23 protein-coding genes are annotated in these 21968 nt (G+C 67.8%); 9 read left to right on the plus strand and 14 right to left on the minus strand.

Going from position 1 to position 21968, the window contains the following annotated elements:
- The first annotated feature begins 30 nt into the window (after positions 1-30).
- Entirely contained in the window at positions 31-1374 is a 1344-nt protein-coding gene (gene mnmE, locus ABE463_RS10795; RefSeq protein WP_346468160.1) for a tRNA uridine-5-carboxymethylaminomethyl(34) synthesis GTPase MnmE, read from the plus strand.
- A 136-nt stretch (positions 1375-1510) separates the two neighbouring features.
- Positions 1511-2566, plus strand: a complete 1056-nt coding sequence (locus ABE463_RS10800; RefSeq protein ID WP_346468192.1) for a glycerophosphodiester phosphodiesterase — start codon at positions 1511-1513, stop codon at positions 2564-2566.
- A gap of 123 nt (positions 2567-2689) precedes the next feature.
- Here ABE463_RS10800 and ABE463_RS10805 read toward each other — a convergent pair whose 3' ends face one another.
- Positions 2690-3472 carry a rhomboid family intramembrane serine protease gene (locus ABE463_RS10805; protein ID WP_346468161.1) on the minus strand — a complete coding sequence of 261 codons (783 nt, stop codon included), beginning with the start codon at positions 3470-3472 and terminating at the stop codon, positions 2690-2692.
- A 97-nt stretch (positions 3473-3569) separates the two neighbouring features.
- Complete coding sequence (locus ABE463_RS10810; RefSeq protein WP_070474178.1) at positions 3570-4529, minus strand: TerC family protein; 960 nt, start codon at positions 4527-4529, stop codon at positions 3570-3572.
- A 395-nt stretch (positions 4530-4924) separates the two neighbouring features.
- Here ABE463_RS10810 and ABE463_RS10815 point away from each other — a divergent pair, with 395 nt between their 5' ends.
- Positions 4925-6094: a class I SAM-dependent rRNA methyltransferase gene (locus tag ABE463_RS10815; protein ID WP_346468162.1), complete on the plus strand. Its 1170-nt coding sequence runs from the start codon at positions 4925-4927 to the stop codon at positions 6092-6094.
- 159 nt (positions 6095-6253) lie between these two features.
- Entirely contained in the window at positions 6254-7507 is a 1254-nt protein-coding gene (locus ABE463_RS10820) for a dipeptidase (RefSeq protein WP_346468163.1), read from the plus strand.
- A 125-nt stretch (positions 7508-7632) separates the two neighbouring features.
- Here the strand turns inward: ABE463_RS10820 and ABE463_RS10825 are convergent, their stop codons facing one another.
- The 3 genes from ABE463_RS10825 to ABE463_RS10835 form a co-directional block, all read right to left on the minus strand.
- The gene (locus ABE463_RS10825) at positions 7633-9045 is read right to left on the minus strand and encodes an amino acid permease (protein WP_346468164.1); all 1413 of its coding nucleotides are present in this window, start codon (positions 9043-9045) and stop codon (positions 7633-7635) included.
- A gap of 146 nt (positions 9046-9191) precedes the next feature.
- A complete protein-coding gene (locus ABE463_RS10830; RefSeq protein WP_346468165.1) occupies positions 9192-9602 on the minus strand; it encodes a hypothetical protein in 411 nt (136 codons plus the stop codon).
- A gap of 100 nt (positions 9603-9702) precedes the next feature.
- Complete coding sequence (locus ABE463_RS10835) at positions 9703-10698, minus strand: aldo/keto reductase (protein WP_346468166.1); 996 nt, start codon at positions 10696-10698, stop codon at positions 9703-9705.
- 101 nt (positions 10699-10799) lie between these two features.
- Here ABE463_RS10835 and ABE463_RS10840 point away from each other — a divergent pair, with 101 nt between their 5' ends.
- The gene (locus tag ABE463_RS10840; RefSeq protein WP_346468167.1) at positions 10800-11699 is read left to right on the plus strand and encodes a LysR family transcriptional regulator; all 900 of its coding nucleotides are present in this window, start codon (positions 10800-10802) and stop codon (positions 11697-11699) included.
- Positions 11700-11709: 10 nt separating this feature from the next.
- On the opposite strand, the gene ABE463_RS10845 is transcribed toward ABE463_RS10840, so the two are convergent.
- The 3 genes from ABE463_RS10845 to ABE463_RS10855 all read right to left on the minus strand — a co-directional run bounded on the left by ABE463_RS10845 (position 11710) and on the right by ABE463_RS10855 (position 13863).
- Complete coding sequence (locus ABE463_RS10845; RefSeq protein WP_346468168.1) at positions 11710-12066, minus strand: hypothetical protein; 357 nt, start codon at positions 12064-12066, stop codon at positions 11710-11712.
- Between the two features lie 185 nt (positions 12067-12251).
- Positions 12252-12878, minus strand: coding sequence for a leucine efflux protein LeuE (leuE, locus tag ABE463_RS10850; RefSeq protein WP_102788761.1), 627 nt, complete (start codon positions 12876-12878; stop codon positions 12252-12254).
- 61 nt (positions 12879-12939) lie between these two features.
- Entirely contained in the window at positions 12940-13863 is a 924-nt protein-coding gene (locus tag ABE463_RS10855) for a LysR family transcriptional regulator (RefSeq protein ID WP_346468169.1), read from the minus strand.
- A 90-nt stretch (positions 13864-13953) separates the two neighbouring features.
- On the opposite strand from ABE463_RS10855, the gene ABE463_RS10860 reads away from it, so the two are divergent.
- The 4 genes from ABE463_RS10860 (at position 13954) to ABE463_RS10875 (ending at position 17643) form a co-directional block, all read left to right on the plus strand.
- Positions 13954-14961 (plus strand): zinc-binding alcohol dehydrogenase family protein, encoded by a 1008-nt coding sequence (locus tag ABE463_RS10860; protein ID WP_346468170.1) that lies wholly within the window; start codon positions 13954-13956, stop codon positions 14959-14961.
- Positions 14962-14998: 37 nt separating this feature from the next.
- Positions 14999-16582, plus strand: a complete 1584-nt coding sequence (gene rmuC / locus ABE463_RS10865) for a DNA recombination protein RmuC (RefSeq protein WP_346468171.1) — start codon at positions 14999-15001, stop codon at positions 16580-16582.
- Positions 16583-16669: 87 nt separating this feature from the next.
- Complete coding sequence (locus ABE463_RS10870; protein ID WP_259260753.1) at positions 16670-17026, plus strand: hypothetical protein; 357 nt, start codon at positions 16670-16672, stop codon at positions 17024-17026.
- A gap of 56 nt (positions 17027-17082) precedes the next feature.
- Positions 17083-17643, plus strand: a complete 561-nt coding sequence (locus ABE463_RS10875) for a glutathione peroxidase (protein ID WP_088435249.1) — start codon at positions 17083-17085, stop codon at positions 17641-17643.
- A gap of 56 nt (positions 17644-17699) precedes the next feature.
- Here the strand turns inward: ABE463_RS10875 and ABE463_RS10880 are convergent, their stop codons facing one another.
- From ABE463_RS10880 to ABE463_RS10905, 6 genes are all read right to left on the minus strand, one after another.
- Positions 17700-18698 (minus strand): VacJ family lipoprotein, encoded by a 999-nt coding sequence (locus ABE463_RS10880; RefSeq protein WP_346468172.1) that lies wholly within the window; start codon positions 18696-18698, stop codon positions 17700-17702.
- A 1-nt stretch (position 18699) separates the two neighbouring features.
- Complete coding sequence (locus ABE463_RS10885) at positions 18700-19011, minus strand: STAS domain-containing protein (protein WP_346468173.1); 312 nt, start codon at positions 19009-19011, stop codon at positions 18700-18702.
- A complete protein-coding gene (locus ABE463_RS10890) occupies positions 19001-19663 on the minus strand; it encodes an ABC transporter substrate-binding protein (RefSeq protein WP_019183995.1) in 663 nt (220 codons plus the stop codon). Before ABE463_RS10890 ends, ABE463_RS10885 begins: the two co-directional genes overlap by 11 nt.
- Positions 19660-20187, minus strand: coding sequence for an outer membrane lipid asymmetry maintenance protein MlaD (gene mlaD, locus ABE463_RS10895; RefSeq protein WP_019183994.1), 528 nt, complete (start codon positions 20185-20187; stop codon positions 19660-19662). Before mlaD ends, ABE463_RS10890 begins: the two co-directional genes overlap by 4 nt.
- A gap of 116 nt (positions 20188-20303) precedes the next feature.
- Complete coding sequence (locus ABE463_RS10900; RefSeq protein ID WP_019183993.1) at positions 20304-21053, minus strand: MlaE family lipid ABC transporter permease subunit; 750 nt, start codon at positions 21051-21053, stop codon at positions 20304-20306.
- A complete protein-coding gene (locus ABE463_RS10905; RefSeq protein WP_019183992.1) occupies positions 21053-21841 on the minus strand; it encodes an ATP-binding cassette domain-containing protein in 789 nt (262 codons plus the stop codon). Before ABE463_RS10905 ends, ABE463_RS10900 begins: the two co-directional genes overlap by 1 nt.
- Between the last annotated feature and the right edge of the window lie 127 nt (positions 21842-21968).

Genomic DNA, 21968 nt, shown 5'->3' on the forward strand with positions numbered 1-21968 from the left:
TGATTCCCCGCACCCTGCAGTGAGCCCGACATGACCCATGCCCCCGACACCATCGTGGCCATCGCCACCGCGCCCGGCGCGGGCGGCGTCGGCATGCTGCGGCTGTCCGGCCCCCAGGCGCGGCCCATCGCCGAGGCGATCGGCGTGCGCGCGATGCAGCCGCGGCACGCGCATTACGCACGCTTCCGCGATGCGGGCGGCGAGGTGATCGATGACGGTATCGCGCTGTGGTTTCCCGCCCCGAACAGCTTCACCGGTGAAGAAGTGGTGGAACTGCAGGGGCATGGCAGCCCGGTGGTGCTCCAGCAACTGGTCGCGCGCTGCATCGCACTGGGGGCTCGGCAGGCGCGGCCGGGTGAGTTCAGCGAGCGGGCCTTCCTCAACGGCAAGCTCGACCTGGCCCAGGCCGAGGCGATTGCCGATCTGATTGCCGCCAGCGATACCCGCGCAGCGCGCGCGGCACGCCGCTCGCTGGACGGGGTCTTCTCGCGCCGCGTGGACGAGGTCGCAGAACAGCTTGTTCTGCTGCGGATCCACGTGGAAGCAGCGATCGACTTCGCCGACGAACCGCTCGATACCCTCGGCGGCGCGCAGGTCCGCAGTGGCCTGGTCACCGCGCTGCAGGCGCTGATCCGGCTGCGCGAGGATGCCGAACGCGGCCGCAAACTGCGCGACGGTCTGCACGCCGTGCTGGTCGGGCCGCCGAACGCCGGCAAGAGTTCGCTGCTCAATGCACTGGCCGGCAGCGAGCGGGCGATCGTCACCGACATCGCCGGGACCACCCGCGACACCCTGCGCGAAACCATCCGCATCGACGGTCTGGAACTGACCCTGGTCGACACCGCCGGTCTGCGCGAAGGCGGCGATGCGATCGAGCGCGAGGGCATGCGCCGCGCCCGCGAAGAAATGCAGCGCACCGACCTGGCCATCGTGGTGGTCGATGCGCGCGAGCCGCAGGCCGGCCGCGACGCGGTGGGCGACAGCATCGCCGACGTACCGCAGCAGCTGTGGATCCACAACAAGAGTGACCTGCTGGACACCCTGCCGTCCGATGCCCCTGCGGACGTGGTGCATGTCTCGGCCGCGACCGGCCTCGGCCTGGATCAGCTGCACGCATGCTTGCGCGCGCTGGCCAGCGGTAGTGCCGGCGACAGCGTGGACGGTGAGTTCTCCGCGCGCGCCCGCCACGTCGAGGCGATCGGCCAGGCCATCGGCCATGCCGAGCGCGCCGAATCGGAGCTGGTCCACGAGCACCTGGAGCTGGCGGCGGAGGAACTGCGCCTGGCCCATGAGGCGCTGGGCGAGATCACCGGGCGGATGAGCGCCGATGATCTGCTCGGGCGGATTTTCTCGAGCTTCTGTATCGGGAAGTAGGCACGCGGCCTTTCTTCGCGCTGTCACAGCCTTGCAGCAGACTGACCGGGTTCTTTATCGACAGGGATTTGCAGTGTCCAAGCAGTTGTGGGGATGTGTGTTGCTGGTGTCGCTGGCCGTGGCACCATCGGTGGCCATGAGCGCTGAATCGTCTTCCTCCACGCCGGCCAAGGCCGCCGTCTACGGCCACCGCGGCGCCAGTGCGCTGCTGCCCGAGCACACGCTCGCCGCGTACGCGCAGGCCATTGCCGATGGCGCCGACTACATCGAGCCGGACCTGGTGATGACCAAGGACGGCGTGCTGGTATCGCGCCACGAGAACGAGATCGGCGGCACCACCGATGTGGCCGCGCACCCCGAGTTCGCCAGCCGCAAGACCGTCAAGACCATCGACGGCGAGCGCATCGAAGGCTGGTTCACCGAAGACTTCACCCTGGCCGAGCTGAAGACGCTGTACGCCCGCGAGCGCCTGCCGCAGCTGCGCAGCACCGCCTTCGACGGCCAGTTCCGCATCGCCACGCTGGACGAGATCATTGCCTTCCTGGTGCAGCAGGCCGGGCGCGCCAACCGCGGCATCGGGCTGGTGCCGGAGATCAAGCACGGCACCTACTTCACGCGCATCGGCCTGCCGATGGAAGACAAGGTACTGGCGGCACTGCAGGGCAACGCGTACACGCGCGTGGCGCCGGTGACGATCCAGTCCTTCGAGGTCGGCAACCTGCGTTACCTGCGCGGCAAGCTCGGCCGCGACAGCAACATCCGCCTGCTGCAGTTGCTCGGCGATCCCAAACAGCAGCCCGGTGACGTGCTGGCCGCCAAGGGCAACCAGCGCTATGCCGACCTGATCACCCCGGCCGGGCTGCGCGACGTGGCCACCTATGCCGACGGCATCGGCCCCAGCCTGCGCATGGTCATTCCACTGGATGCGCAGGGGAAGCTCGGCACCCCGACCTCGCTGGTGCGTGATGCGCATGCGGCCGGGTTGATGGTGGTGCCGTATACGTTCCGGCCGGAAAACTACTTCCAGGCCGCGGAGTTCCGCAGCGGCGAGCCGAATGCCCGCAACGCCGAAGGCTCGGTCGCGGAGATGCGCGCCTACCTGGCCACTGGCATCGATGCGTTCTTCACCGATGACCCGGCGCTGGGCCGGCGTGCGGTGGATGGGGATGGGACGACCGCAGCGAATCCTTGAGCGTGCAGAGCCACGCCATGCGTGGCTGCGCTTGGTCGGTGGGCGCGATATCGGACTATCCGGCGCACGGCAGCCACGCATGGCGTGGCCCTACCGTGGCATGTAATCAGATGGCGCTGCCGGTCAGTCCAGCGATGACCCTTCATCGCGCCGCCGGAACGGCAGCACCACGAAGTCGCGGCCCTCGCGCGGTTGCCACAGCACCGGCACGCGGGTCGGGGAAGGCGGTTCCAGATCGGCGTCGTGCGCGGCCTCGATGTCGTCCTCTTCCTCGTCCTCCCAGCTGTAGCGCTTGCGCGGCGCCATCGGGTCGGAGAGGCGGAACAGCAGCGCGCTGATGATGCCGGCGAAGGCACCGCCCATATGCGATTGCCAGGACACGCCCGGCTCGTGCGGCAGGATGGTCAGCAGCATGCTGCCGTAGAACAGGAAGGCGATCAGCCCGGCGGCGATCGCTGGCCGGTCGCGGCGCAGCAGGCCGAGCACGAACACCAGGAACATCAGGCCGTGGGTGATGCCACTGGCGCCCAGATGGCGGCTGCCCAGATCGCCGAGCAGCCAGGCCCCGAGCCCCGAGCCGACCCACAACAGGGGCAGCGCGCGCACGGTGGCCTTGGGATAAACGCTGCCGGCCAGGGTGCCGAGGATCAGCAGGGCTGCCGCATTGGCGCCCAGATGCTGGATCGAGCCGTGCAGCAGCGGTGCACCGAGAATGCCGAGCAGGCCGGCCTTGTCCAGCGGGGCAACCGCCCACGGACGCCAGTCGAAGTGGCCCTGGGCGGTATACACCGCGACCAGCAGCAGCACGAAGGCCAGGCTCAGGTTGAACGCCCGCAGTACACCACCACGGTCGTTGCGGGACGGGACCGGCGGCGCGCCGGTGGGCTGGGGCAGGTTGGCGTTCATACCCTTAGGGATGGCGTCGCCCCGGATGAACACAAGGGCAACGTCGTGGGAGAGAGAGGTACCGCCTGCGGGACAATCCCGCAGGCGGCACGGTCGGTCAGGCGTGGCCGCCTTCCTTCGGCGGGTTCTTCAGGCTCAGCACCACGGTCGCGGCGATGATCACCGCCACCACACCCAGCGAGATCGGGGTGGGGATCTTGAAGAGGTCGATCAGCATCATCTTGATGCCGATGAAGGCCAGCACCAGGGCCAGGCCGTACGGCAACAGGTGGAAGCGATCGGCCATGCCGGCCAGCAGGAAGAACATCGCGCGCAGGCCCAGCACCGCGAAGACGTTGGAGGTCAGCACGATGAACGGGTCGGTGGTGATCGCAAAGATCGCCGGGATGCTGTCCACCGCGAAGATCACGTCGGTCACCGCGATCAGGATCAGCACCACGAACAGCGGGGTGAACCAGCGCTTGCCATCGCGCATGACGCTCATGGCGTTGCCGGCATAGTCGGGCAGCAGGCGCAGGTGCTTGCGCATCCAGCGCAGGGCGGGGTTGGTCTCCAGATCCGGCTCACTGCCGGCCGAGAACCACATCTTCCAGCCGGTGAAGAGCAGGAACGCGCCGAACACGTACAGCAGCCAGTGGAACTTGGTCAGCAGCACGCTGCCGGCGAAGATCATGATCGTACGCAGCACGATCGCGCCCAGGATGCCGATGATCAGCACCTTCTGGCGCTGTTCCTCGGGCACCGCGAAGTAGCCCATGATCATCAGGAAGACGAAGATGTTGTCCACGGCCAGGGCTTTCTCGACCAGGTAACCGGTCAGGAACTCCAGGCCGACCTTGTTGGCCACCACCTGGCCGGCGGTCTCGTTCAGGTAGTACCAGAGGCCACCGTTGAAGGCCAGGGCGAGGGCAACCCAGCCGATGGACCACCACAGGGCTTCCTTGAAGGTGACCTTGTGTGGGCCGCCGTGTCGCATCAAGACGAGGTCGACCAGCAGCGCGATGATCACCACCGCGCCGAAGCCGCCCCACAACCACACATTACCGATCGTCTGCATTGGGTTTATCCGTTGGAAAAAATAGAGTGCCTCAAGCCGGATGGCGAGGATCTGCAACGGAGGATCGGGGGGATCCAGGGACAGAGCTTCGCCATACGGCGAAGGTCTCGCTCGCAGTCCCGATGGGTGGGACTGCCGTTGCACCGGAGCCTGCGGGCTCGAATTGACGGCGACAACGTCTGGGAGCTACTCCCCTTCTGAGGCCGATTCTGCGGGGTGCCGGGGCCGGCGTCAAATGGTTTCCATGCCCCGTTCGTGATGAATGATCGCCCCCTGAGTCAGGGGGCAGCGCCGCAGGCGCGGGGGTGTGGTTGCGGGTATGACGGGGCCCGCGGTATGCGCAGCAGACCGTGGGGCGGCAGCGCGCATGCGGTGGCGCGTCATACAATGCGTACATGAATACCCCTGCCCCCGTTGTCCGCCTCAAGAACGCCTGGCGCTCCAGCCACCCGTGGATCTTCCAGAAACTGGTCGAAAAGCCGGCCGTCCGTCCCAAACCCGGTGCCATCGTCGACGTCGTCGGCGTGGACGGGGATTGGATCGGCCGGGGCTTCTACAACGGTCATTCGCGCATTGCCGTGCGCATCCTGGAGACCGATCAGGCCATCCCGGTCGACGCCGGCTGGTTCTCGCGCAAGATCGCCCAGGCGGTGTCGCTGCGTCGTGAGGTGCTCAAGCTGGACGAGATCTCCGATGCCTGGCGCGTGGTCCACAGCGAAGGCGACGGTCTGTCCGGCCTGGTCGTGGACCGCTATGGCGACCTGGTCGTGGTCGAATTCTTCGCCGCCGGCATGTTCCGCCACCGCGAGTGGGTGTATGAAGCCCTGCGCGAACAGTTCCCGGGCTGCCGTTTCCACAGCTTCGCCGACGAGCACGTGCAGAAGCAGGAAAGCTTCGACTTCCACGGCAACACCACCACCGACGCCTCGGTGATCACCGAGTACGGCGTGAAGTTCCGCGCCGACCCGGCCGGTGCGCACAAGACCGGCTTCTTCGCCGATCAGCGTGAGAACCGCCAGTGGCTGAGCCAGCAGGTGGAAGGCAAGACCGTGCTGGACCTGTGCTGCAACACCGGTGGGTTTGCGGTGTATGCCGCCGCGCGCGGTGCGGCCGAAGTGGTCGGCATCGATATCGATGAAGACGTGATCGCCATCGCCAAGGGTAATGCCAAGCTCAACAACGTGCGCCCGAAGTTCATCCAGTCCGACATCTTCCCGTGGCTGCGCGATGCCTCCAACCGCGGCGAGAAGTTCGACGTGGTGATCCTCGATCCGGCCAAGATGACCCGCGACCGCGACCAGGTCATCACCGCGCTGAAGAAGTACCTGGACATGAACAAGCTGGCGCTGGGTGTGGTCAAGCCCGGTGGCCTGCTGGCCACCTTCTCGTGCACCGGCCTGGTGGCCGAAGACCAGTTCCTGGACATGCTGCGCCGCGCTGCGTTCTACGCCGGCCGCACCATCCAGATCCTGAAGGTGGCCGGCGCCGGTCCGGATCACCCGTTCATGGCCCACGTGCAGGAATCGCGCTACCTCAAGGCCGTGTTCTGCCGCGTGGTGGATTGATTCGCAGGATCCCGGCCACGTTCGGCATCGGGTAGTGCCGGCCGCTGGCCGGCTCCTCCTAGTCGCCGATTGTCGCGGGGAGCCGGCCAGCGGCCGGCACTACCGTTTGTTGTCCTCTCAGCGCTATGGTCTGACGCTTCTCAACCAAGGTGAGGCGTCATGACGTTGCGCAGTCTGTCTTTGCTGGTCTCGCTGGCGTTGTGCACGCCGCTGGCCGCCCACGCGATCGCGTTCACCCCGCAGGAACTGGCCAAGGCGTCCGCGCTGCAGCAGCGGCTGCTGACGCTGGACAGCCATCTGGATACGCCGGCCAACTTCCACCGGGACGGCTTCGACATCACCCAGCGGCACGACCATAACGCGCTGTCGCAGGTGGATTACCCGCGCATGGTCGAAGGCGCGCTGGATGGCGGCTTCTGGGCGATCTACACCGATCAGGGCGACCGCAGCGCACAAGCGCACCAGCATGACCGCGATGCCGGCCTGCTGCGGCTGACCGAGATCCGCGAGATGCTCGCCGCGCATCCGGACACCTTCCAGCTCGCGCTGACCGCCGCCGATGCCGCGCGCATCAAGGCCGTCGGCAAGCGCGTGGTCTACATCAGCATGGAGAACGCCAGCCCGCTGGTCGACGATCCCACGCTGCTCAGTTACTACCACCTGGCCGGCCTGCGCCTGCTCAGCACGGTGCACTTCGCCAACAACGAGTTCGCCGATTCGGCCACCGATCCCAAGGGTGCCGAGTGGAAGGGCCTGAGTCCGGCCGGCAAAGCGCTGGTGGATGAAGCGGTGCGGCTGGGCATCGTCATCGATCAGTCGCATGCTGCCGATGCGGTGTTCGATGACCTGATCGAGCGCATGCCGGTGCCGTTCGTGCTCTCGCACAGTTCGGCCAAGGCGATCTACAACCATCCGCGCAACCTCGATGATGCGCGTCTGAAGCAGCTGGCCAAGGCCGGTGGCGTGATCCAGGTCAACGCCTATGGTGGTTATCTGATCGACACCGCCAAGAGCGAGGCGCGCAAGGCGGCCGAGACGGCGCTGATGGCGCAGCTGGGCACCGATTACGACGGCATGAGCATCCAGCAGGGTGTCGCGCTGAAGAAGGGGCTGGAGGAAATCGACCAGCGCATTCCGCTGCGCAAGGCCACGCTCGACGATTTCTTCGCCCACCTCGAGCACATCCTCACCGTGGTCGGCCCCGAACACGTGGGTATCGGGTTGGACTGGGATGGCGGCGGTGGCCTGGCCGATCTGCCCGACGTGAGCCAGTTGCCGAAGATCACCGCGTGGCTGCTGCGCAAGGGCTACAGCGAGAAACAGATCGCCGGTATCTGGGGCGGCAATCTGCTGCGCGTCATGCAGCAGGCGCAGGATCACGCGGCCAAGGTTGCCGCCGCCGCGAAGCCCTGAGTACAGGGGGCATCATGCGCGCTGCCCGGCAGCGCGGCTTCACCAGCGCCCGCAAAGAAAAAGGCAGGCCCAGGGCCTGCCTTTCTCACACCCGGTCATCGCCGGCCGGTGGCCGGCGCGATCTCTCAGCGCCTGCCCAGCACCGCATTACGACGCCCGTAAGCGAAGTAGGCGATCAGGCCCAGAACGTTCCAGCCCAGGAAGTACAGCTGGGTCGTGCTCGGCAGGCTGAAGAACAGGTACACGCAGCCGATCATCGCCAGCGGGCCGACCACGTAGGCCAGCGGCGTGCGGAACTTGCGCACGCGGTTCGGCTCGCGCTTGCGCAGCACCACCAGGCACAGGCCCACCGCGGTGAACGCGGCCAAGGTGCCCGCGTTGGCCAGCGCGGCGATCTCGTCCAGACGTGCCACGCCGGCCAGCGCGGCAACCAGCACGGCGGTGAACAGCGTGGTGGCGACCGGCGTGCCGGTGCGCGCGCTGACCTTGGACAGGCCACGCGGCAGCAGGCCATCGCGCGACATGACGAAGAAGATGCGGCTCTGGCCGTACAGGAAGGCCAGCAGCACGGTCGGCAGCGCGATCACCGCCGCTGCGCCGATCCACTTGGCCGCGCCCGGGCTGCCCAGCTCGCGCAGGATCAGCGCCAGCGGCTCGGCGCTCTGGCCGAAGATCGTGTAGCTCATCGCACCCACGGCGGCCAGCGCCACCAGCACGTAGATGATGGTGCAACCGACCATCGAGCCGATGATGCCGATCGCCAGGTCGCGCTCGGGCTTCTTGGTTTCTTCAGCGGCGGTGGAGATCGCATCGAAGCCGTAGAACGCGAAGAAGATGATCGCGGCGGCCGCCATCACCCCGCGTTCCACACCATCGGCGCCCAGCGACTTGACGAAGCCGAACGGCATGAACGGCTCCATGTGGCCGGTATCGAAGTGCGGCAGGGCGATCGCCACGAACACGGTCAGGGCGATGATCTTGATCACCACCAGGACTGCGTTGAGGGTCGCGCTTTCCTTGGTGCCGGCCATCAGCATGCCGGCCACCAGGAAGGTGATCAACACCGCCGGCAGGTTGATGAAGCCGCCTTCCACGTGGGGGCCGGCGGTCAGCATCAAGGGCAGGTCGATCCCGAAGCCGTGCAGGAAGCCGACCGCGTAGCCGGACCACCCGACCGCGACCGTACTCACCACCAGCGAGTACTCCAGGATCAGGCTCCAGCCAACCACCCAGGCCACCACCTCGCCCAGGGCGGTGTAGCTGTAGGTGTAGGCGCTGCCGGCGGCCGGCATCATCGTCGACAGCTCGGCGTAGGACAGGGCCGCGCAGGCGCAGACCGCGCCGGCGATGGCGAAGGAAATCAGCACCGCGGCGCCGGCCAGGTTCGCGCCGACACCGATCAGGGTGTAGATACCGGTGCCGACGATGGCGCCGATGCCCAGCGCGATCAGGTGCGGCCAACTCAGGGTCGGGATCAGTTGCCTGCCGGCTTCATGGACGGTGACAGTGTCTAGGGACTTGCGCCGGAGCAATGACATGGGGCCTCGCGGTGGATGACTGTGAACGACAAGTCTGCGAGTTTTACCGAACGCGGCGCAGCATTACTACTGCCAAGCGTCGTAAGCGGCTGCACGGCCCGCATGACTGAGGCGAAGGTGACGAAAGCGGCACAAAGGCCGGACGCTCATTCCCAATGGCAGCCGGTGTCGGTGATCGCACCGAAGTCTTCACCGAACGCGGTCTGCTGGCCCGTACGCGCGTTGGTATGGGAGAAGCCATAGATGCGCGCGCCCTGCGAGCTGATCGCATAGTGGCCGATGACCTTGCCGTCCAGGTGCTCGTCCCACACCGTGTCGAACTGCCACGGGCGGTCCTCGGCCAGCACCGTGCTCTCCTGCGAGGCCAGGGTCAGCCGCAACCACGCGGTCTTGCCGGCGTAACGCACATGGCTGACCCGCTCACCGTCCGCGGTGCCTTCGGGGAGTTTCCATTCGAGGTGGATCTGCTGGCGGCTGCCACCGGTCAGGCAGCGGATCTCATCGGCGTGCGCCGGCGCGATGGCCAGCAGCAGCAACAGCGGGGCGAGCCAGCGCATGGGGCAGGGTCCATCCAGAGAGAAAGAGGGCCATTGTCCACCTCACGCAGGGTTAGCGACGCGTCGGCCGGATCGAACATGCCGATCGGGCCGGTGGACGTCAGCGGTTCAACGTCGCCATGGCCGCAGGGGCATAGCGCGGGCCGGCGGCGGCATGGGCCGGGAAGATCGCATCGATCCGGGCCAGTTCGTCGGCACTGAGCTGCACCTGCAGCGCGCCGAGGTTTTCTTCCAGATAGGCCAGCCGCTTGGTGCCCGGGATCGGCACCAGGTCCTCCCCCTGTGCCAGTACCCAGGCCAGGGCCAGCTGCCCGGGCGTCACGCCCTGGGTCGCGGCCATCGCGGTCACCGCATCCACCAGGGCCAGGTTGCGCTCGAAGTTCTCGCCCTGGAAGCGCGGCGACTGGCGGCGGTAGTCATCGGCGTCGAAATCGGCCGGGCTGCGGATCGCGCCGGTCAGGAAGCCACGGCCCAGCGGCGAGTAGGGCACGAAGCCGATACCGAGCTCGCGCACCGTCGCCAGTACACCGTTGTCTTCCGGATCGCGCGACCACAGCGAGTACTCGGTCTGCACCGCGGTGATCGGATGCACCGCATGGGCGCGGCAGATCGTGCCGGCCGAGGCTTCGGAGAGGCCGAGGAAGCGCACCTTGCCCTGTTCGACCAACCGCGCCATCGCCCCCACGGTGTCTTCGATCGGCACCGTGCCGTCCACGCGGTGCTGGTAGTACAGGTCGATGTGGTCCACGCCGAGACGCTGCAGGCTGGCCTCGCAGGCGGCAATCACGTACTCGGGGCGGCCATCGACGCTGCGCGCGGCGGTATCACTCGGCTCCAGCCGGATGCCGAACTTGGTGGCGAGGAACACCTGGTCGCGGCGGTCGGCGATCGCCTTGCCGACCAGCACCTCGTTGGTGTGCGGGCCGTACATGTCGGCGGTGTCGAGCAGGGTGACGCCGCGCTCCAGCGCGCGGTGGATGACCGCGATCGCGTCGGCATCGCTGCCGCGGCCGCCATAGAAGGCGCTCATGCCCATGCAGCCCAGGCCAAGCGCGGAAACGGTGGGGCCATCACGGCCAAGGGTGCGGGTCTGCATGCGGTACTCCAGGGGGAGGGAAGGAACAGGACCAGCATCCTCCTGCGGACTATGTGGATAAACTGGCTGCTCCTGCATCGTCCTTGAAGCCAGCCTTCACAATGAGCGCCCAGCATCCCTTGCCTGCCGTGGTTGCCTTCGCCCGCGTCGCGCACCATGCCAGCTTCACCCGGGCGGCCGACGAGCTGGGCGTATCGCCCTCGGCGCTCTCGCAGACGGTGCGCGCGCTGGAGGCCCACCTTGGCGTGCGGCTGCTGCAACGGACCACACGCCGGGTCGGCCTGACCGAGCAGGGCGCGCGCTTCCTGGCGCAGGTACGCGATGGCCTGGCCCGGATCGATGCCGCGTTCGAAGACCTGGACCAGCTGCGCGATGTCCCCGCCGGCAAGCTGCGCATCAACGTGCCGCGGATCGCTGCCGAACTGCTGGTGCTGCCGCACCTGCCCGGCTTCCTGGCGCGTTATCCACAGATCGAGGTGGAGCTGTTCGTGGAAACCGCGCTGACCGATCTGGTCGCCGGCGGCTTCGACGCGGGGATCCGATTGGGCGAAAGCCTGGCCCGCGGCATGATCGCGGTGCCGATCGGGCCGCTGGAACGCCAGGTGGTGGTGGCCACGCCGGACTATCTGGCCACGCACGGCGTGCCCGCCACCCCGGCCGACCTGGTCGCGCACGAGTGCATCGTGCACCGGCTCAGCACCGGCCGGCGGATGGCGTGGGAGTTCACCGGCGAGGGTCGCGATTTCGAGGTCGAGGTGGCGGGCCGGCTGGTGTTCAACGACGCCGGGCTGATCCATGCCGCTGTCACCCGGGGCATGGGCCTGGCCCAGGGGTTCGAGGCGCTGTACGCCGGCGATGTGGCGGCCGGCCGGCTGCAGTGCGTGCTGCAGGACTGGCAGCAGCCGTTCGCCGGTTTCCACCTCTACTACCCGGCACGCGAGCAGATGGCACCCAAGCTGCGGGTGTTCATCGACCATCTGCGTGAGGCGATGCGGCACTGACGCGTGCGGCTCAGCCGGTGCCCGGCAGCAGGGCGCGTGCCCAGTCTGCCTGCGGTGGATGGCCCTGTGGATAGATCACCTGCGCATCCCCGGGGAAGCGCTTGCAGCACAACACGCCGTCGGCATCGAACAGACGCCAGCCCTGCGCCGCCGCTTCGGCCTCGGCGATGCGATGGCGCAGCCCAAGCACCAGGCTGGCGTGGCAGTCGAACAGGCACGCACGCAGATCGATCCGGTCCAGCGGCTGAAGCCCCGCGACGATGCGGGTCACGGCTGGATGGGCCAGATCGATGCGCCGGGTGTGCATGCCGAGCAGGCGCTCGTCATGACCGCTCAGGTGCTGCACGAAGTAGACAGGTGGCGGCATGGGTCCCCGCAGTGTTGCGCACGCGCCGGTGAGGCGACGTTGGACGATGGCGCCGATTGGACACCTCGCCGGTACGCAGGGGAATCTCAATGTTTGAATGAAAACCGAGCGTCGCGATGATGCTGCCTATCCGCGGCCGAACGCGACGCGCGCTGTCGTCGTGCACCACGCTTGCGTGCAAGGGCTCAGCCGCTCACGCCCAGCCGCACACCGAACCCGACCAGGAACACCCCCGCCACGCGCCTCAGCCAAAGCCCGACACGCGGGTGCTGCAGAATCCGACGGCGCAGCAGGTTGCCCACCCCGATCAGCACCGAGCAGTAAGCCAGCCCCATGACGAAGATGATCAGCGCCATGGTCGCAAACGTCACCACACCCTGGTGCCGTGCCGGATCGATGAACAACGGCAGGAAGGCCATGTAGAAGATGATCGCCTTCGGGTTGAGCAGGTTGATCAGCACCGCCTGGCGGAAGTAGTGGCCCGGCGTGAGGCGGATGCCACCTTCCTCGCCCTGGGCGCGCGGCTGGCGCAACAGGCCGATGCCGATCCACACCAGGTACGCCGCGCCGAGGTACTGCACCGCGTGGAACACCAGCGGGTTGGCCTTGAGCAGCGCCGCCACGCCGGCCACCGCCAGCCACATCAGGATCTGGTCGCCCAGCAGCAGCCCGAACAGCGCCGTGTAGCCGCCGCGCACCCCGCCGCGGCCGGTGGCCGTGAGCAGAGTGAACGTGCCTGGGCCCGGCAGTGCCAGGAACACCAGCACGGCCGCAACAAAGGTCCACAGATCCTGGATGCCCATCCACGGCATGGCGGCGACTCGACTACGGGGGGAGGGGCATTGTCCGGCAGCCGCGCGCCGGGCGATAGCGTCAGCGCGCGCCGGCCGGCAACCCGGCAAGCAGCGGCTGCAGCCGTTGCGCGAACATCGCATGCAGCTGCCGGATCGCCGGCGAGAACTGCTTGCGGTGCGGGCACACCAGGTTCAACGGCAGGCTGTCGCCGGCCCCGCCCAGCAGCACCTGCAGGCGCCCGGCCTGCACATCGGCGCAGATATCCAGCCACGACTTGAAGACGATGCCTTCCCCCGCCACTGCCCAGCGGCGGACCACGTCGGCATCGTCGCAGACCATGTTGCCGCGCACCGGGATCACCGTGCGCCGGCCATCGGCCTCGAAGCTCCAGCGGTCGTAGGCCCGCCCAGCGAGTTGATAGAGCAGGCAGTGGTGCTCCTTCAGCGCCTCCAGGCTGTCCGGTGCACCATGCCGGGCCAGGTAATCCGGTGACGCGGCCAGTACCCGGCGATTGCCGGGCAGCAGGGGCAGGGCGACATAGCTGGCGTTGTCGAAGCGGCCCAGGCGGAACGCGATGTCGACCGGGTCGCGGAACACATCGGCAACCTGGTCGGACAACTGCAGGCGCAACTGCAGCTTCGGGTGCGCGGCGCGGAACTCGGTCAGCCATGGCAGCAGCAGGTTGCGGCCCAGATCCGACGGCGCGGCCACCTGCAGCGTGCCGCGCAGTTCGGCATCTTCGCCACGCACCCGGGCCTCGCCCTCGCGCAGCGCGGCCAGCACCTCCTGCGCATAGGGCAGGTACAGCGCGCCCTCGGCGGTCAGGCGCAGGCTGCGGGTGGAGCGCACGAACAGGCGCAGGTCCAGCTCGCGTTCCAGCCGCGCTACCGCCGCAGCAACCTGGCCGGGCAGCAGATCGGCCTCGCGCGCGGCGTTGGAAAAGCTGCCCAGCGCGGCGGTGCGGACGAACAGGGTGAGGTCATCGAACCGGACCATTTTCATTCCTGCTGTGAAAGTGCTGCCCGATTTTGCGCCTTTCTCCACCCGGCCGTGAAGCGCAGGCTGTCCGTCCTCCCCACTGGATCTCCCCCGATGAAAGCCGTCGCCTATACCCAGCATGGCCTGCCGATCAGCAACCCCGCCGCGCTGGTGGACATCACCCTGCCGATCCCCACCCCCGGCCCGCGCGATCTGCGGGTGGAAGTCCGTGCGATCTCGGTGAACCCGGTCGATACCAAGGTCCGCACCGGCGTGGCGGTCACCGAGCCGCGCGTGCTCGGCTTCGACGCGGTCGGCATCGTGGATGCGGTGGGCGACGAGGTGACGCTGTTCCAGCCCGGCGACGCGGTTTTCTATGCGGGTGCGATCGGCCGCGCCGGCAGCAACGCCGAGTACCAGCTGGTGGACGAGCGCATCGTCGGCCACAAGCCGGCCAGCCTGGATGACGCCGCCGCCGCGGCGTTGCCGCTGACGGCGATCACCGCCTGGGAACTGCTGTTCGACCGCCTGCGGATCGCCGAGAACGGCGGCGAAGGGCAGACCCTGCTGGTGATCGGTGCCGCCGGCGGTGTCGGCTCGATCCTGGTCCAGCTGGCCCGCCAGCTGACCCGCCTGACCGTGATCGGCACCGCCTCGCGCCCGGATACCCAGGACTGGGTCTACGCGCTGGGCGCGCACCATGTGATCGACCACACCCAGCCGCTGAGCGAAGGCCTGCAGCGCCTGGGCATCGCCGAGGTCAGCCATGTGGCCAGCCTGACCCATACCGACCAGCACTACGACCAGATCGTCGCGGTGCTCGCGCCGCAGGGTCAGGTGGCGCTGATCGACGATCCCGGCCAGCTCGATGTGATGGCGCTCAAGCGCAAGAGCCTGTCCCTGCACTGGGAATCGATGTTCACCCGCTCCAGCTTCAACACGCCCGATGTGCAGCGCCAGCATGATCTGCTCGAGCGCGTTGCCGCGCTGATCGATGCCGGCGTGCTGCGCACCACGCTCGGCGAACACTACGGCCGTATCAACGCCGCCAACCTGCGCCAGGCGCATGCCCTGATCGAGAGCCACCGCGCGCGCGGCAAGCTCGTGCTCGAAGGGTTCTGACGCAGCCAATGAGACCGCCGCGGCCTACACTTGGCGCATGCAAACCGAATCTCTGATCCTTGGCGGCCTGGTGTGTGCCGTCCTCGTGCTGCAGCTGCTCGCGCTGCTGCGGCGTTCCGGCCATGGCGATCTCGAACAGACCCTGCGCGAGGAAGCGCGGGTCGGACGCAGCGAACTGCGCGAGCAGCTCGAAGGCCTGGGCCGCCAGCAGGATGCCCGGCTGGAAAGTTTCGCGCGCGCGCTGACCGATCTGTCCACCCGCACCGACCAGCGCCTGGACCTGCTGCGCGATGCGCTCGGCGAAGACGCGCGCAAGGCACGCGAGGAAAGCACGCTCAGCCAGCAGCGCACCGGCGACCTGCTGGCCCTGCGCATGCAGGAAGTGCGTGTGCAGCTGGAAGCGTTCGGGCAACAGCAGCAGGCGCGCATCGAAGCGTTCGGCCAGCAGCTGGTGGAACTGACCACGCGTACCGACAGCCACATGGCCGCGCTGCGCCAGGCCCTGGCCGAAGACGCCCGCCTGGGCCGTGAGGAAACCGGTCAGTCCCAGCAGCGCCTGGGTGAATCGCTGGGCCTGCGCCTGCAGGAGATGACCCAGCGCAACGAGCAGCGTATCGGCGAGATGCGCGCCACGCTCGAGCAGCAGCTCAAGAGCCTGCAGAGCGACAACGCCGAGAAGCTCGACCAGATGCGGGTGACCGTGGACGAGAAGCTGCAGACCACCCTGGAAACGCGGCTGGGCGCTTCGTTCCAGCTGGTCTCCGAGCGGCTGGAGCAGGTCCAGCGCGGCCTCGGCGAAATGCAGCAGTTGGCCACCGGCGTGGGCGACCTCAAGCGCGTGCTGACCAACGTCAAGAACCGTGGCAGCTGGGGTGAAGTGCAGCTGGACAACATCCTCGAGCAGACGCTCACCCAGGAGCAGTACGCGCGCGGCGTCAAAGTGCGCCCGGACAGCAACGAGATCGTCGATATCGCCGTGCGGTTGCCGGGCCGCGGCCATGAAGACACGCCGGTGTGGCTGCCGATCGATTCCAAGTTCCCGCGCGAGGATTACGAGCGCCTGCTCGATGCGCAAGAGCAGGGCGACGTCGAGGGCGTGCGCGTGCAGGGCGCGCAGCTCGAGCGCGCGATCCGCATCCAGGCCAAATCGATCTGCGACAAGTACATCGCCCCGCCACACACCACTGATTTCGCGGTGATGTTCCTGCCTACTGAAAGCCTGTACGCCGAAGTGATCCGCCGCCCTGGCCTGATCGATCTGCTGCAGCGCGACCATCGCGTGGTGGTGGCCGGCCCGACCACCGTGACCGCGTTGCTCAACAGCCTGCAGATGGGCTTCCGCACGCTGGCCATCGAACAGCGCTCCAGTGAAGTGTGGGGTCTGCTCGGTGCGGTCAAGAGCGAGTTCGGCAAGTTCGCCGGCATCCTGGAAAAGGCCGAGAAGCAGATCACCACGGTCGGCCGTAGCCTCGGCGAAGCCAGCCGCAAGACGCGCACCATCGAGCGCCGCCTGCGCAGCGTGGAAACGCTGGGCAGCGAACAGACCCAGGACCTGCTTGGCGATATGAGCGGCGAGGATGAGGACGTGGCCGGCGACGAAACCAGCGCCGTGCAGGACTGAGCGCCGACGCCACGCATGCACGCGATCGCGCATGCTGCGTGGCACGTTCTTTTGCCTGCCTTCTTCCGTCCTTTCAAGGAACCGCCGATGCGCCTGCCCCTGATGCTGTCCCTCCTGTTCGCCCTGGCCGGGTGCAGCAGCACCCCACCTGCCGACACCACCGCAGCGACACCGACAACGCCCAGCGCCGCCGAATGCACCGCCGCCGGTGGCAGCCTGCAGCCGCTGGGTCGCCTGCAGCGCGTGCAGTGCGTGGTGCCCTACGCCGATGCCGGCAAGGCCTGCAGCGCCAAGGCCGACTGCAGTGGCCAGTGCCTGGCCACCGGCGATGCCGCACCGGGAACGGCCGCGCGTGGCGTCTGCCAGCGCGATGTCAGCCAGAACTTCGGCTGCCGCCAGCGCATCGATGGCGGCGTGACCCTGGGCACGATCTGCGTCGACTGACTTACCAACGGCACGGCTATGCTGTGCCTCCCCCGATGCAACGCAAGGAACCCGAAGTGAGCCAGACCGTCTACGACATCCCCGTGACCACCATCGAAGGCCAGCCGACCTCGCTGGCCGACTACCGCGGCAAAGTGCTGCTGGTCGTCAACGTCGCCTCCAAGTGTGGCCTGACCCCGCAGTACGAAGGCCTGCAGGCGCTGTACGCCGACAAGCAGGCCGCCGGCCTGGAAGTGCTGGGTTTCCCGGCCAACAACTTCCTGGCCCAGGAGCCGGGCAGCGAAGCGGACATCCAGCAGTTCTGCCAGCTGGAATACAACGTCAGCTTCCCGATGTTCGCCAAGATCAGCGTGGCCGGTGAGGACACCCATCCGCTGTACCAGCAGCTGACCGCCGCGCAGCCGGCCGCCACCGGCGAAGGCCCGATGCGCGAGAAGCTGCAGGGCGCGGTGGCCAAGTATCCGGAGCTGGTGGTCAATGCCGCCCCGGGCGTGCTGTGGAACTTCGAGAAGTTCCTGATCGGCCGCGACGGCCAGGTCATCGCACGCTTCGCCCCGGACGTGCCGGCTGACGATGCCCGCCTGGTGGCCGCGATCGACGCCGCGCTGGCGGCCTGATCGGCGGACCCGGAAACAAAAAAAAGCCCCGCTTCGGCGGGGCTTTTTCGTGGGTATCAGTTACCCCAGTTCGGCATCGGCATCGCATCGACCGGAATCGGCGCGTCCGGATCGTCCTTGCCGCGCGCATGCTTGCCGCGCAGGTCGTTCTCGATCTGGTAGTTGCGGCGCTGCAGCCACGCATCACGGACCAGCGAGTACTCATCCACGGCGTTGTCGCGCATGTCATCCACCGCCAGCAGCTGCGAACGCATGTCCACCAGCTGCAGGCCCTGCAGGCCGATGCGGATCTTGTCGTCCTCGATCGTGCGGATCGGCGAGAGCGGCATGTCGCCGGCCAGGCCGAACACGTCACGCACGGTACGCGGGCCGAAGAACGGCAGTTCCACGTAGCGCGAACGGCGCCAGCCCCACGTGCCCAGGGTCTGACCGAAGTCTTCCTTGCGACGCGGCACCATCGCCTTGCTGGCCGGATCGAACAGACCGCCGATACCCAGCGTGGAGTTCATCAGGAAGCGGCCCAGGCTGTCCCAGGCGTCGTCCGGACGGCCCTGCAGCAGCTGGTTGGTGATCGTCACCGGCGCGCGCAGGTTGCTGAAGAAGTTGCTTACGCCGGTGCGTGCGAAGCGCGGCACCACGTTGGTGTAGGCCACCGCCAGCGGACGTGCGACCGCACGGTCGACCACGTTGTTGAAGCTGTGCACCTTGCGGTTGAACGGTTCCCACGGATCGTACGGCGCGCCGGTGGGCTCGGTGCCGTCTGCGGTCGGGGCCGGACCACCGTACAGCGCGGCGAAGTCGTCCTCGGCATTGGTCGGCGCGGTGCCGCCGGTGACCGGTGCGGCCGCCGGATCGGTGCTGGCCTGCGTTGCTTCGGTGGCCGTGTCGGCGACGGCCTCGGCCGGTACCGCATCGGTGTTGGCGACATCGGCAGCCGGTGCCGCCGCAGGGGTGACCTCGACGCTGACCGGTGCGCTGTCGCGTGCAGGCTTGCCGGCACAGGCGCTCAGGGCCAGCGCCAGCACAAGGAGGGGGAGGGTGCGTATGACGTTCATGTCAGCTCGCCGCAGAAAGGGCATGGAAATCCAGGGTGGGTGCCAGCCGGTAGGCGGCACTGAGGTCGGTGAAACCGTCCGGGCTGCCGACGATCGTCGGCGTTGTCCCGTTTGCGCGCAGGCGGGCGGCCAGCTCGGCCAGCAGCGCCAGACCGGCGCTGTCGAGCCGGCTCACCGCCGCCAGATCCACCTGCTGCACGCCGTCCAGCGCGGTCAGCGAGGGCCACAGGGCCGTCACCGCCGCGCGGTCGAGCGGCCCGCTGAACACCAGCGAGCTGCCGTTGTGCTGCACGCTGGCGCTGTTATTTGCCACGCGGGGCCTGCCCGGCCTGCATGCTGCCGTTGCGCAGTTCGGTGGCGACCTGCTGGATCGACTTCTGGCGCAGCGGGGCGTCGAACTGGGTCTTGAAGGTCTGCACGTAGGAGATGCCTTCGATCATCACATCGAAGATCTTCCACTGGCCGTTGACGTTGCGCATCAGGTAGTCGACCGGGGTCGGCTCGTTGCCGGCGCGGATCAGCTCGGTGGACACGCGCACGCCGCGGTTGCCCGGCAGCGGCGACTCGCTCTTGAGGCGGAAGGTCGGCTTGCCCTGGATCTCGAGCAGGGCCGAACCGTAGCGCTGCATCAGGTTGTCGGCCATCGCATCGGCGAACAGCTTGACGTCGGCATCGGACGCGCCGCGGCCGTGCACGCCCAGCACCAGGCGGGCGGCGTAGTCGCGGTCGAAGGTCTTGTTGAGCTCGCTGTTGATGAAGTCACGCAGCACGGCCGGGTTGGCCCGGAACTCGGTGCGGCGCTGCTGCAGCGAGGTCAGGATGCGGGTACTGGCGTCCATCACGGCCTTGCTGGCCTGGCCCTGCTGGGCGGCAGCGGCCGCCGGGGCAGCCTGGGCGAAGGAGAGCGAGGGCGTGGCGGCGAGCAGGGCCGAGGCCAGCAGCGCCGGGATCAGGGTCTTTTTCATGGTTGCGGTTCCGTTGCAGGCGCGGGCGCGCCGTTGCCATCGTGGGAGTCAGCGCCACCGGTGTTGGCCGGACCGCTGAACATGTACTTGCCGACCAGCTGGAGCAGGTCCACCGCCGGCTGGGTGAAGACGATCTCGTCGCCGGACTTGAGCACGTCCGGATCTCCGCCCGGCTGCAGTCCGATATAGCTCTCGCCGAGCAAACCGCTGGTGAAGATGCCGGCCGAGGTATCGGCGGGCAGATCCTTGAACTTGCCGTCGAGCTTGAGGGTCACGATCGAGTCGAACTTCTGGGGATCCAGCTCGATGCCCGAGACCTGGCCGATGGTGACGCCGCCGATCTTGACCGGGGCCTGCTTGCGCAGCTGGCCGATCTGGGTGAAGCGCGCCTTGAGTTCGTAGCCGCTGCCACCGGTGCCCCACCGTTGATTGGTGGAGGCCACGGCCAGCACCAGCAGCGAGGCCAGCGCCAGCAGCAGGAACGCGCCGACGGAAAATTCGAGTCTGGGACCGCGGATGGCCATGGGATATCTCACTGTTCTTTGTCAGGTGCCTGGACAGGTGTCCGGGCGGGAAGTCTTTGCGTACTCAAGCGGGTTACTGGCCAGGGACAACGGCCGTACCGACCCACGGTCGGTACCTACTGGAACATCATGGCGGACAGCACGAAGTTGAAGACCAGCACCAGCAGCGAGGCGTTGACCACCGCACGCGTGGTGGCGACCGAGGTGCCTTCGATGGTGGGTTCGGCATGGAAACCGACATAGGAGGCCACCAGGGCCGCCGTGCCGCCGAAGATCGCCGACTTCAGCATCGCCACGCCGAAGTCGTCCCAGAAGTCCACGCTGTTGCTCAGCGCCGACCAGAACACGCCATTGTCCAGGCCGAGCACGTGCACGGCCTCGAAGTAGCTGGCACTGATCGCCAGTGAACAGAAGATGCCGGTCAGCAGCGGCACGGTCAGTACCGCCGCCCAGAAGCGCGGAGCAACGACCTTGGCGACCGGGTCGATCGCCATCAGCTCCAGGGCCTTGATCTGATCGGTGGCCCGCATCAGGCCCAGCTCGGCGGCGATCGAACTGCCGGCGCGGCCGATGAACAGCAGCGCGGTCAGCACCGGGGCCAGTTCGCGGTACAGCGACAGGCCGAGCAGGGTGGACAAGGCGTCCGCAGCACCGAAGGTGGTCAGCGTGCGGTAGCCCTGCAGGGTCAGCACCAGGCCCACGAAGGCACCGCCCACGGCGATGATCGGCAGCGAACGTGCGCCGATCTTGTAGATCTCGCGGGTCAGCTCGGCCAGGAAATCGGCGGTCGGCAGCGAGCCGCGCAGCACCGTCAGCGAGAACAGGCCGGCGCGACCGAGCGAGCGGGTGGCGTCAACGAACGGCATCAGGCAACCCTCGCACGCGGTGCGGCATCGAAGGGGATCGGGCCGTCCGGTTCACCATGCAGGAACTGCCGCAGCAGCGGGTCCTGGCTGGATTCGAGTGCGGCCGGGCTGCCCTGGAACACGATGCCGCCGTTGGCGATCGCGATCACCTGGTCGCAGATCGGCAGGGTCTCGTGCACGTGGTGGCTGACGATGATGCTGGTCAGCCCCAGGCTGTGGTTGAGGCGCTGGATCAGGCTCATGATCACGCCCGAGGCGATCGGGTCCAGCCCGGTCAGCGGCTCGTCGTAGATCATCAGCGGCGGGTCCAGTGCCAGCGCGCGGGCCAGGGCCACACGGCGCGCCATGCCGCCGGACAGCTCGCGCGGCCAGGCATCGGCAGCGGCCAGCAGGCCGACCGCGTGCAGCTTCATCTGCACCAGGCGGCGCAATACGGGCTTGGGCAGGCGGGTGTGGGTGCGCAGCGGCAGCGCCACGTTCTCGGCCACGGTCAGATCGGTCAGCAGGCCGTTGCCCTGCAGCAGCACGCCCACGCTCTTGCGCATCTCCAACAGCGCGCGTGCGCCGGTCGGGATGGGCTGGCCGAACAGGGTGACTTCGCCGGCAACCGGCCGCAGCTCACCGGTCAGCGCGGCCAGCAGGGTGGACTTGCCACTGCCCGACGGGCCGAGCACGGCCGTGATGCTGCCGCGCGGAACGGTCAGCGAAACGTCGCGCAGGATCGTACGTCCGCCGCGGTCGATGCGGACGTTGGACAACTGCACCAGACTCTCTTCGGAAACCGTCATGAGCGCCATTAACAAAATTCCAACGTTGTAAGATCGTCGTGAACGGCTGAACATAACCGAACTGCACCGTGCAGTATTGTCGCACGGGCAGGTGAGGGCAGCGCCCCGACGGCCATGCCGTGGGCTG

Origin of the sequence: Stenotrophomonas sp. TWI819 (assembly GCF_039673075.1) — a bacterium.
Taxonomy (GTDB): Bacteria; Pseudomonadota; Gammaproteobacteria; order Xanthomonadales; family Xanthomonadaceae; genus Stenotrophomonas; species Stenotrophomonas rhizophila_B.

What these genes read in the sequence shown, in the direction of transcription:
- ABE463_RS10890 (WP_019183995.1), bottom strand. Translation starts at nt 19,663, where the DNA reads ATGAAAAAGACCCTGATCCCGGCGCTGCTGGCCTCGGCCCTGCTCGCC.
- ABE463_RS10845 (WP_346468168.1), bottom strand. Translation starts at nt 12,066, where the DNA reads ATGCCGCCACCTGTCTACTTCGTGCAGCACCTGAGCGGTCATGACGAG.
- ABE463_RS10860 (WP_346468170.1), top strand. Translation starts at nt 13,954, where the DNA reads ATGAAAGCCGTCGCCTATACCCAGCATGGCCTGCCGATCAGCAACCCC.
- ABE463_RS10835 (WP_346468166.1), bottom strand. Translation starts at nt 10,698, where the DNA reads ATGCAGACCCGCACCCTTGGCCGTGATGGCCCCACCGTTTCCGCGCTT.
- ABE463_RS10840 (WP_346468167.1), top strand. Translation starts at nt 10,800, where the DNA reads ATGAGCGCCCAGCATCCCTTGCCTGCCGTGGTTGCCTTCGCCCGCGTC.
- leuE (WP_102788761.1), bottom strand. Translation starts at nt 12,878, where the DNA reads ATGCCGTGGATGGGCATCCAGGATCTGTGGACCTTTGTTGCGGCCGTG.
- ABE463_RS10800 (WP_346468192.1), top strand. Translation starts at nt 1,511, where the DNA reads ATGAGCGCTGAATCGTCTTCCTCCACGCCGGCCAAGGCCGCCGTCTAC.
- ABE463_RS10810 (WP_070474178.1), bottom strand. Translation starts at nt 4,529, where the DNA reads ATGCAGACGATCGGTAATGTGTGGTTGTGGGGCGGCTTCGGCGCGGTG.
- ABE463_RS10820 (WP_346468163.1), top strand. Translation starts at nt 6,254, where the DNA reads ATGACGTTGCGCAGTCTGTCTTTGCTGGTCTCGCTGGCGTTGTGCACG.
- rmuC (WP_346468171.1), top strand. Translation starts at nt 14,999, where the DNA reads ATGCAAACCGAATCTCTGATCCTTGGCGGCCTGGTGTGTGCCGTCCTC.
- ABE463_RS10830 (WP_346468165.1), bottom strand. Translation starts at nt 9,602, where the DNA reads ATGCGCTGGCTCGCCCCGCTGTTGCTGCTGCTGGCCATCGCGCCGGCG.
- ABE463_RS10870 (WP_259260753.1), top strand. Translation starts at nt 16,670, where the DNA reads ATGCGCCTGCCCCTGATGCTGTCCCTCCTGTTCGCCCTGGCCGGGTGC.
- mnmE (WP_346468160.1), top strand. Translation starts at nt 31, where the DNA reads ATGACCCATGCCCCCGACACCATCGTGGCCATCGCCACCGCGCCCGGC.
- ABE463_RS10805 (WP_346468161.1), bottom strand. Translation starts at nt 3,472, where the DNA reads ATGAACGCCAACCTGCCCCAGCCCACCGGCGCGCCGCCGGTCCCGTCC.
- ABE463_RS10855 (WP_346468169.1), bottom strand. Translation starts at nt 13,863, where the DNA reads ATGAAAATGGTCCGGTTCGATGACCTCACCCTGTTCGTCCGCACCGCC.
- ABE463_RS10825 (WP_346468164.1), bottom strand. Translation starts at nt 9,045, where the DNA reads ATGTCATTGCTCCGGCGCAAGTCCCTAGACACTGTCACCGTCCATGAA.
- ABE463_RS10815 (WP_346468162.1), top strand. Translation starts at nt 4,925, where the DNA reads ATGAATACCCCTGCCCCCGTTGTCCGCCTCAAGAACGCCTGGCGCTCC.
- ABE463_RS10880 (WP_346468172.1), bottom strand. Translation starts at nt 18,698, where the DNA reads ATGAACGTCATACGCACCCTCCCCCTCCTTGTGCTGGCGCTGGCCCTG.
- ABE463_RS10905 (WP_019183992.1), bottom strand. Translation starts at nt 21,841, where the DNA reads ATGACGGTTTCCGAAGAGAGTCTGGTGCAGTTGTCCAACGTCCGCATC.
- ABE463_RS10900 (WP_019183993.1), bottom strand. Translation starts at nt 21,053, where the DNA reads ATGCCGTTCGTTGACGCCACCCGCTCGCTCGGTCGCGCCGGCCTGTTC.
- mlaD (WP_019183994.1), bottom strand. Translation starts at nt 20,187, where the DNA reads ATGGCCATCCGCGGTCCCAGACTCGAATTTTCCGTCGGCGCGTTCCTG.